Source organism: Leptothoe sp. LEGE 181152, from assembly GCF_032906605.1.
Classification (GTDB): domain Bacteria; phylum Cyanobacteriota; class Cyanobacteriia; order Phormidesmidales; family Phormidesmidaceae; genus Leptothoe; species Leptothoe turfae.
This window is the reverse complement of the sequence record NZ_JASATU010000006.1, coordinates 12,800-25,672: the sequence shown is the minus strand read 5'-3', so window position 1 is coordinate 25,672 and position 12,873 is coordinate 12,800. Positions and strand designations below refer to the sequence as shown.

The 12,873-nt window shown below is 48.4% G+C and carries 11 protein-coding genes; 4 read left to right on the top strand and 7 right to left on the bottom strand.

Annotated features, from left to right (window positions below; translation table 11 throughout):
• Window positions 1-50 precede the first annotated feature (50 nt).
• Entirely contained in the window at window positions 51-266 is a 216-nt protein-coding gene (gene psb35, locus QGP82_RS03300) for a photosystem II assembly protein Psb35 (protein ID WP_163661128.1), read from the top strand.
• Between the two features lie 8 nt (window positions 267-274).
• Here psb35 and QGP82_RS03295 read toward each other — a convergent pair whose 3' ends face one another.
• From QGP82_RS03295 to QGP82_RS03275, 5 genes are all read right to left on the bottom strand, one after another.
• Complete coding sequence (locus QGP82_RS03295; protein ID WP_163661126.1) at window positions 275-475, bottom strand: hypothetical protein; 201 nt, start codon at window positions 473-475, stop codon at window positions 275-277.
• A 196-nt stretch (window positions 476-671) separates the two neighbouring features.
• Window positions 672-1,481, bottom strand: a complete 810-nt coding sequence (locus QGP82_RS03290) for an ABC transporter permease (protein WP_163661125.1) — start codon at window positions 1,479-1,481, stop codon at window positions 672-674.
• Window positions 1,478-2,395, bottom strand: a complete 918-nt coding sequence (locus tag QGP82_RS03285; protein WP_499057059.1) for an ABC transporter permease — start codon at window positions 2,393-2,395, stop codon at window positions 1,478-1,480. Before QGP82_RS03285 ends, QGP82_RS03290 begins: the two co-directional genes overlap by 4 nt.
• A gap of 4 nt (window positions 2,396-2,399) precedes the next feature.
• Window positions 2,400-3,545, bottom strand: coding sequence for an ABC transporter substrate-binding protein (locus QGP82_RS03280; protein WP_499057057.1), 1,146 nt, complete (start codon window positions 3,543-3,545; stop codon window positions 2,400-2,402).
• A 158-nt stretch (window positions 3,546-3,703) separates the two neighbouring features.
• Window positions 3,704-4,840, bottom strand: coding sequence for an ABC transporter ATP-binding protein (locus QGP82_RS03275; RefSeq protein ID WP_163661119.1), 1,137 nt, complete (start codon window positions 4,838-4,840; stop codon window positions 3,704-3,706).
• A 407-nt stretch (window positions 4,841-5,247) separates the two neighbouring features.
• Between QGP82_RS03275 and mrdA the strand changes: the two genes are divergently transcribed.
• Complete coding sequence (mrdA, locus tag QGP82_RS03270; RefSeq protein WP_499057055.1) at window positions 5,248-7,074, top strand: penicillin-binding protein 2; 1,827 nt, start codon at window positions 5,248-5,250, stop codon at window positions 7,072-7,074.
• Window positions 7,075-7,125: 51 nt separating this feature from the next.
• Here the strand turns inward: mrdA and pheT are convergent, their stop codons facing one another.
• The gene (pheT, locus tag QGP82_RS03265) at window positions 7,126-9,549 is read right to left on the bottom strand and encodes a phenylalanine--tRNA ligase subunit beta (RefSeq protein ID WP_163661115.1); all 2,424 of its coding nucleotides are present in this window, start codon (window positions 9,547-9,549) and stop codon (window positions 7,126-7,128) included.
• A 527-nt stretch (window positions 9,550-10,076) separates the two neighbouring features.
• On the opposite strand from pheT, the gene QGP82_RS03260 reads away from it, so the two are divergent.
• A complete protein-coding gene (locus tag QGP82_RS03260) occupies window positions 10,077-11,690 on the top strand; it encodes a serine/threonine-protein kinase (protein ID WP_163661113.1) in 1,614 nt (537 codons plus the stop codon).
• 92 nt (window positions 11,691-11,782) lie between these two features.
• Window positions 11,783-11,992, top strand: coding sequence for a ssl0294 family protein (locus QGP82_RS03255; protein ID WP_006517302.1), 210 nt, complete (start codon window positions 11,783-11,785; stop codon window positions 11,990-11,992).
• On the opposite strand, the gene QGP82_RS03250 is transcribed toward QGP82_RS03255, so the two are convergent.
• The gene (locus QGP82_RS03250) at window positions 11,982-12,602 is read right to left on the bottom strand and encodes a tetratricopeptide repeat protein (RefSeq protein ID WP_499057053.1); all 621 of its coding nucleotides are present in this window, start codon (window positions 12,600-12,602) and stop codon (window positions 11,982-11,984) included. The genes QGP82_RS03255 and QGP82_RS03250 overlap by 11 nt on opposite strands.
• Window positions 12,603-12,873 lie beyond the last annotated feature (271 nt).

Sequence of the window (12,873 nt, the reverse complement as noted above, 5' to 3'; positions counted from 1 at the left end):
TTTTGCGCGTTTATATAATTTAAGCATCTTAGAAGAGGTTAGGCTGGTTTATGGCATTTTTGTTCGGGGAAGTAGGTGCATCGGGCATCCCCATGTATTACTTTCAATTAGTTTACGTAGTTGGCTTTATTGCTGCTGTTGTAATTGGCTCGCTCGCTTGGTACAACTCCAAGCGTCCTCCAGGTTGGGAAGATGCGGCACGTCCTGACTTTATACCCGATGTGGAAGCTAAGGATGTAGAGAGTCAGGAAAGCGATCAAGCCTAGGTCTGAGTTTAGTCAATCACTCGTAGGCGACCTTGGCTGATCGCCTCAAAGATTTTTTGTACCTGTGCCTGTTCATGGCTGTTGAGTTGTGCTTTGCCGAGCAATGATGCCATCAGTGCCTGTTGAGTTTCGCGATTGATTCGACGACGATTGAGGATTGTTTGCATGAGACCCTCTAGGGACTGGGTCGTAGCTTTGTGGTTTAGCATGGCATTGGCTCGAAGGACAACTACAGGAAACAGAAATTAGTGAGTTATAAAGTCTTTGAAGAGAACTTTTATGTCTACTCCTAATATGCTCTCTGGGCAAGGTTTTCACCGTGATTTTTAGTGTCTAAACCTGTGATCCTTGGCACGCTTTTAGGTGATTTAATTCAAGTTAAATAAAAGTATATTCAGAAGATTTTTAGGCATTATCACTTTTGCAGCGAAAATACTCTGAGAGTGCGGCAATCAAACCTGAGACGAGAATGAGTAACACGCTCAAGGCATTGATGTCAGGTTTAATACCCGTTTTGACACGACTGAAAATTTCAATTGGTAGCGGATTTGCCCCACCTGCAGTGAAGCTAGAAATCAGTAGGTCGTCCATGCTTAGAACAAAGGCTAGCAAACACCCTGACAAAATGGCTGGTGTTAGCTGCGGGATTAAGACTTTGATTAGGGCTTGGGTAGGGGTGGCACCTAGATCTAAGGCGGCTTCTTCTAGGTTGGGATCTAATCCCTTGAGGCGGCTAGAGACAACAATGGCAATGTAGGCCAAGCAGAACACCATGTGGGCGGCTATGGCTGTCCATAAACTCAGTGGGATGGCTACAGATGCTAAGAAGACCAGTGTAGCGACTGCGATCGCAATATCTGGAATAATTAGCGGCAAATAGGAAATGCCGGTATACAGCGATTTACCTGGAAATCGATACTTCGATAACCCCACGGCCATTAACGTGCCGAGCACCGAAGAGACCGCAACAGCGCACAGGGCAATTTTGAGACTATCGCCCAGGGCAAAAAACAGCCGCTCATCACCTAGCAACTTGCGATACCAGGTGAGGCTAAACCCCTTCCAAATAGCGCCATACCGCGACTCATTAAAGCTGTACACTCCCAAAATAATAATGGGGATGTACATAAAGCTGTACATGGCCAGGGTCAGCATGGCCTGCCATGACGGGAGCTTGCGTTCAGTTTTCTGATTGGTAGAGGCAGCAGGTTTCATGAATAAAGCTCAGGGTTGCGATCGCCATATTTGAGTAAAAGTGCGATCGCTAAGCTCACCATCAAGATCAACACCATACTCAGTGCAGAACCAAATCCCCAATTACGAGCTACTCCCAAAAACTGGTTATAGATCAATCGGGAGATAGTCATACTGTTGGGACCTCCCAGCAGAGTGGGCACCACAAAATCACCCAGGCTGGTAACAAACACCAGCAAGCAGCCAGCCGCAATTCCTGGCATGGTTTGAGGCACAGTGACGCGCCAAAACGCTATGCGCGGATTTGCGCCTAGGTCGGCAGCTGCTTCCAGGAGCTGCAAATCTAACCGCTCCAGAGAGGCATATAAAATTAGCACCATATAGGGCAGAAAACTATAGGTCATGCCGATATACACGGCCCAGGGTGTATTCATCAAGTCTTGAGTTGGTAATCCCAGGGTGCTCAAGACCAGGTTAATCACCCCAGATCGTCTGAGTAGCGTGATCCATGCATAGGTGCGCAGCAATGATGATGTCCAAAGGGGCAAAATAAATAGCACCAATAGCAAGTTCCGCCATCGCTTAGGTGCCATGAGGGCTAGCCAGTAGGCCACTGGAAAGCCCAGGAATAAGCACAATAATGTGGTGCCCATTGCAAATGTAGCTGAGCGTTGTAAAACCTTTAGATAAGTAGGTTCTAAAATTCTGAGATAGTTGAGCAGGCCATAGCCCTCAATGGCCTCTCCTGGTCTCAATCCGGGTACTAGACTCAACTCTCCAATCAGCAAGGTTGGCAGCACCATTAACAGCAACAGCCATATGCCTGCTGGTCCTAATAATCCTAATGGCCTCACACTAGCCCTGAGCTTTTGCCCAATTGTGGCTAGATTCAGGGATTTTGGTAAGGCCGCTGTTGCTCTAATGCCTCTATCCATTACTTTAGGCGCTGGTCACCTTAGTCCAATACTCGTCGTAAAGGGCGTTAGCCTCACCCACTGGAGCAATACCTTCGCACTTGGCTAGGAGATCCTCGGGAGGGAATAAATTTTTATTGTCCAGAAGCTCTTGGGAGAGCATTGTCATCGCTTCTCCATTAGGCGTGGCAAAGAACAAACGCTCTACCGTGTCTTTTGAAATCTGGGGCTGTAGATTGAAATTAATCCACTCATATGCCGCCTCCACATTGGGTGCAGATGCGGGAATCACCATGGTGTCTGTCCAAACCGAGGAGCCACTTTCTGGAATCACGTACTTGAAATTGGGGTTTTCAAGACTGACTGGGATACCTTCTACTGAATAAACCATGGACAGTAATAAGTCACCGCTCAGTAGTTCGTCTTGCCAGCCAAATGACTTGAATGATGCCAGAGAAGGCTTGAGTTCAAGCAGTTTCTGGTATGCCTCTTCTAGTTGGGCAGGGTCAGTGGCGTTATAGGAATATCCCAAGGAGCTAAGAACTGCCCCCATGGTTTCGCGCACATCGTCAAGCATGGTCATTTTGCGCGATAGGACGTCACTGCTATCCCAGAGATAATCCCAATCTGTAGGTGCTGTAGTCAGGACTTCAGAGTTATAAAGTAGACCTGTGGTGCCCCAGCTGTAAGGAATGCTGTGGGTATTGTCTTCATCGTATACGGGGCTCTTCCACTTCTCCCGCATTTTGTCTAAGCCTACGAGTCGAGACTTATCCAATGCGGTGAGCATACCTAGACCGATCATCTCAGTGACCATGTAGTCTGACGGATAAAGCAAACTGTAGTTCGCTCCACCACCAGCCTGCATCTTAGCCAACATGGTTTCATTGGAATCATAGACGTCGATTTTGACTTCTATGCCAGTGGCTTCCGTGAACTGTGCAGCGAGTTCATCGTCTGTATAGTCAGCCCACGTATAAATGTGTAGTGTGCCAGAGGCTGGGGCTGCATCAGTCGTATCAGCACTGGGGGGAGTTTCGGTGGTCTCGCCGATGGTGCGGCGACAGTTCGACAGACCGACTCCAGCTAGGGCTGCTACAGAGCCTTGCAAAAAACGGCGACGAGACGTACGCGAAAACAAAGATGAATTGCGGGATAGTCGGCGGGGCACAGTCTTTCTCTCCTCTAAGCAGACACCATGAATACTTTAGAACCACTTCCTGACCTTAGGCTATTGGGAAATCGGAATTTGTTCATGTCGATCGTTATCAGGGAGTAGGAACGACTTGGTTTTGAAATCAGGAGTAGCTGAGTTATCGATAACCTTGATTATGTGGGGCTATGGTCTATAAGGACCTGGCAGTCAGGGGCAGCCCAAGATACATGGACTGGAGTTCCTGGTTGATACGTCATATGGTTTGGTTGCAGCACGCGCAACTGTTCACCTGTAGCTAATTCAATAATGCAATGAATATGGGGACCTGTGTATAGGGTGTGTTTAACTTCACCTGCATAACAGTTGTCATGGTTGATAGGTTTTGCTGTCTCAGTTTTAGCTCTCAGGTGAATTTTTTCAGGGCGAATACTAATATCCACTGAGCTGCTACCGTTAAGCTGCTTCAAGTCTGTAGATGAGGGGGAAAGAGCTACCTGAAGACCGTTGGCGGTGACCAGCGTTAGCGGCTGGTTTTGAATTTGTCCTGAGAGTAAATTGGTATCACCGATAAAGTCAGCGACAAATGCGGTTGTGGGGTGTTCATAGATTTCATTGGGCGAGCCCACCTGTTCGATGCAGCCATCTTTCATCACCGCAATGCGATCAGATAGGGAAAGCGCTTCTTCTTGGTCGTGGGTCACCATGATGAAGGTAATCCCCAAACGTTGGTGCAGATTCGAAAGTTCAACTTGCATCTGTTTGCGCAGCTTTAAATCCAAAGCTCCCAATGGCTCATCCAGAAGCATCACTGCGGGGCGATTCACAAGGGCACGGGCCAAAGCCACCCGCTGTTTTTGGCCTCCAGATAACTGATTGGGAAACCGTCTGGCAAAGCTTTCCATTTGCACCAAGTTGAGGGCCTCCCCTACCTGGTGGCGCAGCTCAGACTTGGCAGTTTTTTTGATTTTGAGGCCAAATGCTACGTTGTCCCATACGCTCATGTGATTAAACAAAGCGTAGCTCTGAAATACAGTATTGACTGAACGGCGGTGGGCAGGTACGCCATTCATACATTGCCCTTGAATTGTTAACTCGCCGGAGGTGAGTGTCTCAAACCCAGCAATCATACGGAGTGTAGTGGTTTTTCCACATCCCGATGGTCCGAGGATGCTAAAGAACTCTCCCTGTCGAATCTGTAAATTAAGGCCTTGAACTGCCGTCTCATCCCCAAAGATTTTGACGACGTCTTTGAGTTCTACATCCAATGCCGCCGCTAGTGTGTCTGCTGGCGGAGAGATCGTTTGAGCCATAGGATGCAACCCTCATGATTGTCCATTTGAATTATTTTACGGTCAGTAGCCCAAAATCCCAATTAATTGGTAGGGGCAATATTCAGGGAGTGATGAGATGTGGGGGCAATGGTACCCAAACCATGACGTGTTGCCAGATGCTGGGTTGCTGTGATGTTGAGCATTTTCATGCTGCTGGGATTTTGCCTTAGGAGCTACACTGTTCAAAGCTTAAGCTATCTATTTGGACGCAGTTTTAGCTTAGGTATGTAAATCTATTAATCACTGATAATCACTGAATTGGTGGATGGAACCTGTAATTTGAGGAGTATGGCTTGATGGTATCTACCCCCATGCCTCTCTCCATTCGCCGCTGCCCTGTTTCTATAATTTTGCCCCGTCGCTAAAATTTTTCAGCATAGTCAATCATGGTCTTTCTTCAATACCCCTCTGCCAAGGTTGAAAAAAAGGGAGGACGTACTGTTGGTCGCCAATACCAGTCAGTGATCATGATGCTTTTTGTGTCGTTGGTGATGCTGGGAGGCATTGGTAGCCGGCTGTTTTATTTGCAATTGGTGGAAGGCGAACGCAATCGTGAGCTGGCCGAAGAAAATCGGATTTTGCTGCTGCCAAGACGACCGGCTCGGGGCACGATGTTTGACCGCAAAGGCAAAATTTTGGCGGGTAGTCGTCTTTCTCACTCGGTTTCTATTTGGCCCATTGCACTACCGGTGGATCAACGTGATCGAGTGGTAGAACGTCTAGCTCAGTTATTGGAAATCCCAAAAGAGGAGATTCAGCAACGGATTGCATCGGCTGGATATGAGTCGACTCAGTCCATTGCGATCGCCCGTGGCCTGAGTCCGGCTCAGACCACCGCCCTGGCCGAATATGCATCGGAACTACCGGGTGTGCGAGTGGAGGCAGAAGCGATCCGAAGCTATCCCAATGGTGACCTGGCCGCCCATGTCATTGGCTATACAGGGGAGATTGACGAAGCAGAATTTGACCAAATGGTGGCGGATGGGCGCGACTATCGCCTTGGGGATATCATTGGCAAAATGGGTTCTGAAAAATCCTTTGAGTCAATGTTGCGTGGCGTTTGGGGTGGTCAGCAGGTTGAGGTCGATAGTGCTGGTAATGTTCTCAGTATTTTGGGGGAAAAACCGCCGCAATCGGGTCAAAATATTCGCCTGACATTGGATTTGGAGCTACAGAAATCTGCTGAAAAGGCTTTAGGTGATAACGTTGGAGCCATTATTGCTATGGATCCCAATGATGGAGCGATCTTGGCCATGGTTAGTCGACCTACCTTTGATCCCAATATTTTTTCTACCCGGATTACCCAAGCCCAATGGGAGCAACTGAACAGCCGTGGCAATCCATTTTTGAATCGTTCTCTACAGGCTTATCCACCCGCTAGTACCTTTAAAATCATTACCACTGCTGCTGCAATTGAATCGGGGTCATTTGCGGCCAATACCGTTTTACCCACCTTCCCCAATATCAATGCGGGGGGTATTTTATTTTGGGACTGGAACAATGCTGGATTTGGTCCCCTGGGATTTGTTGGAGCCATGCAGTGGAGCAGCGATACCTTTTTCTATCAAGTGGGGATGAGGATGGGGCATGAACCCATCATCGAGTGGATGCGCAAGTATGGTTTGGGAGAGAAAACTGGCATTGAACTAGGATCTGAGGAGGCTGCTGGGTTGGTGCCTGACGAGGCCTGGAAACAGGAAATGCTTGAAGAGCCATGGTATCTAGGGGACACCATTAACATGACCATCGGCCAGGGCTATATGCAGGTAACACCGCTACAAACGGCGGTGATGTTTGCGATCGCAGCCAATGGCGGTTATCGGGTTACCCCTCACTTATTATTAGATGGTGCTGAATCCAAACAGTGGAAAACATCCGTTGGCATGCAGCCTGAGACTATCAAGGTGATTCAAGATGGTTTGCGCAAGGTAGTGACCAGCGGTACAGGTACCCGATTAAACGTTCCTACAATTCCAACACCAGCGGGTAAAAGCGGTACGGCAGAAGCACCTCCCTTTGAAAACCACACCTGGTTTGGGGCCTATGCCCCCTTTGAAAACCCTGAGGTTTTGGTTGTCGCGTTTGGTGAGCATTCCGGTGGTGGTGGTGGTGCTTTTGCTGCCCCCATGGTGAAAGAAGTATTGGAGGTCTATTTCAACGGACCATCGAAGACAAAGAAGGATGAGGAGGCACCACCACCGTCCGCAGGATAGGAATTTGTAGAGGTCTGCATGCAGCACCGCTACAAACCGCTACAAAATCCTTTAGCTACGTAGAGTAACTTTGAACTTTTTCTCCAATGCGGCGCGGATTTTGTCCTGTAGGGGGTCAATATCCTGGTCGGTTAGGGTGCGATCGCTAGCTCGGTACAGCATACGAAATGCTAAACTCCGCTGACCCTCAGGCACTCCCTGGCCCTTGTACTCATCAAACAGGGTGACTGTTTCCAAGAGCTGACCCCCCGTGCGAGAAATTAGCTTCTCTAGGTCGGCTACGGATACGTTAGTGGGTGCATAGAAGGCAATGTCACGGTCGGACCCAGGATAGGGGGAGAAGCTCTTGAACTTAGGCGCACGGAAGCGGTCGCTGACGAGACATGTGGCGATCGCATCCCAGTTCAGCTCAAATACGTAAACTTCTTCTGGCAAATCCCGCTCTTGACGTAGCCGGGGATGGAGCTGACCAAAGGTGCCCAAACGCGTACGACCCCGTACCCATAGAGACGCGGTGCGGCCAGGATGTAATCTCTCATCCTCGCTATCAGGTCGGTAATCGACAGCCAGACCGACCTGCTGGAATACAGTCTCCAGGATTCCTTTGGCTTCATACCAGGTCATAGGCGCTGTTGTGCCACTCCACTGACCTTCAGCCGCGTTGCCACCCAGAATGCCGCCTATGCGCTCATATTCGTTAAGCTGACCATCTTCATTAGCAAATACATGGCCAATCTCAAAGGCATTGAGAGGACCATTGCCCTTCTCCAGGTTGGATTGAAACCCATCGATCAAACCGGAGAGTAAATCGGAGCGTAGAGCGGAATATTCTGTAAATAGGGGATTTTCAAGCACTACGCGCTGAGGGGCTGGATTCGTTAGTGAATAGTGCAGCACTTCAGTCAAGCCAGCTCCCCGGAAGGCGGCCCTTAGCTGACGTGCCAAGGCTGCTTCAGGGGAGAGTCGACCACGGGATGTCTGCTGGGGCAAGGTGTTGCCAAAGCGGTTGTAGCCAAATAAGCGGGCCACTTCTTCGATCAAGTCAATTTCCCGTTCCAGGTCACGATAGCGATAGGCAGGGACGGTGACGATCCAGGCACCATCACCATCGTTCGTCAGACCGCAGCCTAAACGAGCCAACGTATCTTCCACATCAGCAGCGTTGAGGGGGGTGACAGTGCTATCTTCGGCGATGTAATTGCCCAGGATTTGCCGTACTCGCTCCAGCCTTAAGCCCACTGTGCGAGTGGGCGTGATTTTGCCGATCTCGGTGCGTTCGTCCTGTAGGTGGGTTGCCTTAGCATCCGTTAGCTCCACCATGAGCTGAATCGCTCGGCCAGCAGCCAGCTCTAGTTCAGCTGGATTGACACCTCGCTCATAGCGAGCTGATGCTTCTGTGCGCAACCCCTGACTCCGAGCTGAACGTCGAATCACAGCCGCATCAAAGAATGCGGCCTCAAGAAAAACGTTTTGAGTGCCGTCGTAAACTTCAGAGTCTTCGCCACCCATGACACCAGCAAGCGCTACGGGCTCATCATTGGCGGTAATGGCTAAGGTCTGGTCTTTCAGCGGTCGATCTTGGCCATCCAGAGTTTTGAGGGTTTCGTCAGGTTTGCCAAAGCGGACGCTAATCGTTGTTTGTTTTCCTTGCGTCAGACGATCAAGATCAAAGGCATGGAGGGGCTGGCCCCATTCCAAAAGTACATAGTTGGTAATATCCACCACATTGTTGATGGAGCGAGTACCCGAAGCTTCCAAGCGTTGCTTGAGCCAGGTGGGGGATGGGCCAATTTTTACCTGCTCTAATACTGTGCCGATGTAAATGGGGCAGGCTTTGGGATCTGAAAGTGCGATCTCAATCTGACTCTTCGCAGTCGTCGGCACAGCCACCTCTTGAATGGGCAGCTTGAGCTCTGCGCCAGTAATGGCAGCAACTTCACGGGCAATGCCCACCATGCTGAGTGCATCGGCCCGATTGGCCGTTGACGATAAATCAAGGACAGTGTCATCTAAACCTAACAATGGGCGTACATCTTGCCCCAATTCCAAGGTGGATTCCCCAAAGACATGGATGCCTGCTGAGTCCTTGGCCAAACCCAGCTCGGCTAAAGAACAAATCATGCCTGAGGAAAGGATGCCGCGTACCTTACGTGACTTAATTTTTAGGTCTACCTGGGGTAAATAAGTATTCACCTTAGCCACAGGGACCAAAATATCGGCCCGCACATTGGCTGCGCCACAGACAATGGTGGACGGTTCAACTTCACCGATATCCACGGTACAAACGCTCAGCTTATCAGCGTCTGGGTGAGGCTGGCGGTCAGTTACCCTGCCAACAACTACACCATCAGCCCAGCTACGGCGTTCTTCAATATCTTCTACTTCAAACCCTGCCATTGTTAGAGCGTCGCCAATGGCTTCAGGTGTTAGCTTAGGATCGACAAATTCTTTGAGCCAGTTGACAGAAATGCGCATGGAAACTGGGTTAAACGGTAATGGCAATAGACCGAAATCATTTTACCGTTGAAGCCCCGATTTAAGCCGCCTGTTTAATTGTGTTGCGCGAGTCTGAATATTCTCTCATATCAATTCCCTAAAATAGGCTCAACGCTTTATCCTTAAGACACCAATTCTTAAATTGACACTGGCACCATTAACAGTTGGATAAGATAATAAAGATAATAAACAAATACATTGTGATTATTTGATAAGCAATATTGCTTTAATACTGATCTAATCTCCATGTGGGCAAAGCCAAGGGAATTCTTTAAATGGGTAAGGAATAAAATTAAGCTATTAAAAGAATCTTGGTTATTCTCTTACTCATGGCTGATGGTTGAGAAATGCGAAGTAATTAGAAATTACTGGAGCAAATTCCAATCGATTTCATTCTCTATGGATTCAGTGGTAAAGGGTCGTTCCCTGCCCAGTGTTTTGAGATGTCGTGCCATAGTTAAACCATAGCCCCATTCATATCATGTGAGCAGGGTGGCTAAAGCTACATGACCTACTGCATCAATTCAGAGTGTCCTAGCCCTAAAAATCCGTCCACGGCAAGACAGTGTCTTGCATGTGGGGCAGATTTACTATTACGCGATCGCTATCGTGTCAGCGGCGCGTTAGGTAAGGGTGGTTTTGGCACTACATTTCTGGCCCATGATGAGGGCTTACCTGGCTGTCCGCCTTGTGTAATTAAGCAATTGCGACCCACTGCAGAAGCTCCCCATGTGATGCAGATGGCCCGCGATCTATTTGCGCGTGAAGCTAAAATCCTTGGCAAAATTGGCAATCATCCTCAACTGCCACGTCTGCTAGATTACTTTGAAGCCCGCACAGATTTCTTCTTAGTGCAGGAATATATCCATGGTTTCACACTTCAGAAAGAGGTAAAAACCAATGGGGCGTTTAGCGAAGCTGGTACCAAACAATTTCTAAGTGAAGTGTTGCCAGTCATGCAGTACATTCATCGTAACCAAGTCATTCATCGTGACATTAAACCAGCTAACCTGATTCGTCGGGATGCCGATAAGCGTTTAGTACTGATTGATTTTGGTGCCGTCAAAGATAAGGTGAACCCGGTTAAGGCGAATGAAGAGTCGGGGCATACAGCCTTAACTGCTTATGCTGTAGGTACTCCAGGTTATGCACCGCCTGAGCAAATGGCAATGAGACCGGTATATGCCAGTGATATCTATGCAATTGGGGTTACCTGTCTCTATCTGCTAACGGCAAAGTCGCCGAAGGAGATGTCCTATGATCCCCAGTCTGGGGAGATTCTTTGGCAGCAGCATGTAAAAGTGAGCGATCACTTCGCAAATGTTTTGAGCAAAATGCTGGAAATTTCAGTGCGCCATCGCTATAGTTCAGCTGATGCCATTTTGCGAGATCTTGATTTAGAGCCATATTTAGATAGCCTGGCGCAAAATATGGCGATTCCTACCACTGCACCTAAAGATGTCGGGCCTGTGAGTCAGCCGACCTTCAATAGTGACGATACGGCTACAGTATTGGGGTTAGATGATTCCCAATCTGTAGTTTCCCCATCCGCTCGGATGGCGGCAGCTATTCGGGCGCGAAAAGAACGACGCCAAAATACAAAACCATCTCCAGTTGCACCCCGTCGCCCTTCGGGTAATTTGTTGTCTAGTAGCTCAAGCCAATCGGGTCCCTTTTCTGGGCATGGTAAGAAAATTACACCTGAAGCGGTGCAAAGGGCTTATAGTCGAGGTCATCGTGATTTTTCGTTGCAGCCTTTGGCTCAGCTCAATTTACAACGCATGATCCTTAGCGGTGCGAGTTTTGCTGGTGCGCAGCTGAGGTACTGTAATTTACAAGGGGCTGACCTCACGAATACCAACTTGAGCAAGGCTGACTTGCGTCAATGTAATTTGAAAAATGCCAAGCTTTCCAATGCTTATATGGGAGCAGTAAATTTGGAGAATAGCGATCTGCGTGGGGCTAACTTGAGCCGTAGTAATTTGGCAGGCGCTAACCTCAAAGGGGTCAACTTGTGTGGTGCTGATTTAACAGGCGCTAATTTAACTGAGAGTCAGTTGGCGGCAGCTAAAACAAACTGGTCTACGATCTACCCCAATGGGCGTCGAGGGCTACGCTAAAGACCTAAGAGATTTGCCTCTACCTTACACCCGATTTTTCCTGAGCCGCGTTAGGATAACTAAGGTAATTTTTGTGACGATCTATTAATTCTATGTTTCTTGATGAGCTCACACCTCTTGTGCAAGAACTCTTGGGAAATCCTATGGCCTTTGTTGGCGGATTTGCATCTGGTCTTCTAAAGCTCAACTTGAATGATGATCCAGTCAAAAGCTGGTTGGTGGATCAGGGAGCCAGTGTTGCAGACCAGGCAGATGATGATGATAATTCTGGCAAAGGCCCTCAAACTATTTCTATTGACTAGGCAGTAATTCTGAAATCCAGGCTTGTATTTGAGATTTTAAGGGTGAGCTAGGAGCTTTACACAGGAGTTCCAGAGCCTTTTGATAGTCTCCAAAGGCACAGTTCCAATGGCCCATTAATTGATAAGTACGTCCTCGCTCTGCGTAGATGTGAGCGTTTAATTGACCTAAAAATAGTGCTAAATCGAAGCAAACGATGGCATCGTCATACATCTGGAGGGCTCTGAACAGTACACCCTGATGGAGCCTTGCTTGAGTGTTATGTGGGTTGATATCGATAGCGAAGTCGTAGTCGGTAATGGCTGCATCCCAATGCTCTAGTGCGATATTGCACCGGGCACGATACGCATAAATCCGATCATCGTTGGGATTAATCTGAAGCGCCTGGTTGTAATCGCGTATTGCTTGAGGCCACTTTCCTCTGTGATAGTGCATTAGGCCCCGGTTGCTATAGTGCTTTGAGGTTTGAGGCTCCTGAGCAATCAGATAGCTCAATAGATGAATTGCCGTGGAATAATCCTGCTGCTGTATGGCTTGATGCAGTAACTTGTGGGTGTTTTTATGGCTAACTGAAAGGCTGTTGGCAGATGATGGGGGTCTAGATAGCAGCATGTTAATTGCACTCCCTATCGTTTCAGGCTAATGGATAGAGTTAGCCACTAACCGAGGTAATAGCGCGTTGTTCATGCCTGACAACACCACTAACTGAATCGTTGCATGGCTGTTGTTTCTGACCCAACCGGGAAATAACGGAGCATTGCTCGTAAAATCACAAAGTTAATAGGTGTTTTTACGTACACCGAATCCCCTGACAGTTGCCAAACATTACAGCTCGTGGGGTTTTATAACGGATTTCAGCGGAATTCTTTGCTACTTCCTTGAG

Bases quoted from the DNA above. Each gene is read 5' to 3' on its own strand.
- QGP82_RS03250 (WP_499057053.1), bottom strand. From the start codon at position 12,602: ATGCTGCTATCTAGACCCCCATCATCTGCCAACAGCCTTTCAGTTAGC.
- mrdA (WP_499057055.1), top strand. From the start codon at position 5,248: ATGGTCTTTCTTCAATACCCCTCTGCCAAGGTTGAAAAAAAGGGAGGA.
- QGP82_RS03295 (WP_163661126.1), bottom strand. From the start codon at position 475: ATGCTAAACCACAAAGCTACGACCCAGTCCCTAGAGGGTCTCATGCAA.
- QGP82_RS03255 (WP_006517302.1), top strand. From the start codon at position 11,783: ATGTTTCTTGATGAGCTCACACCTCTTGTGCAAGAACTCTTGGGAAAT.
- QGP82_RS03260 (WP_163661113.1), top strand. From the start codon at position 10,077: ATGACCTACTGCATCAATTCAGAGTGTCCTAGCCCTAAAAATCCGTCC.
- QGP82_RS03285 (WP_499057059.1), bottom strand. From the start codon at position 2,395: ATGGATAGAGGCATTAGAGCAACAGCGGCCTTACCAAAATCCCTGAAT.
- QGP82_RS03275 (WP_163661119.1), bottom strand. From the start codon at position 4,840: ATGGCTCAAACGATCTCTCCGCCAGCAGACACACTAGCGGCGGCATTG.
- psb35 (WP_163661128.1), top strand. From the start codon at position 51: ATGGCATTTTTGTTCGGGGAAGTAGGTGCATCGGGCATCCCCATGTAT.
- QGP82_RS03290 (WP_163661125.1), bottom strand. From the start codon at position 1,481: ATGAAACCTGCTGCCTCTACCAATCAGAAAACTGAACGCAAGCTCCCG.
- pheT (WP_163661115.1), bottom strand. From the start codon at position 9,549: ATGCGCATTTCTGTCAACTGGCTCAAAGAATTTGTCGATCCTAAGCTA.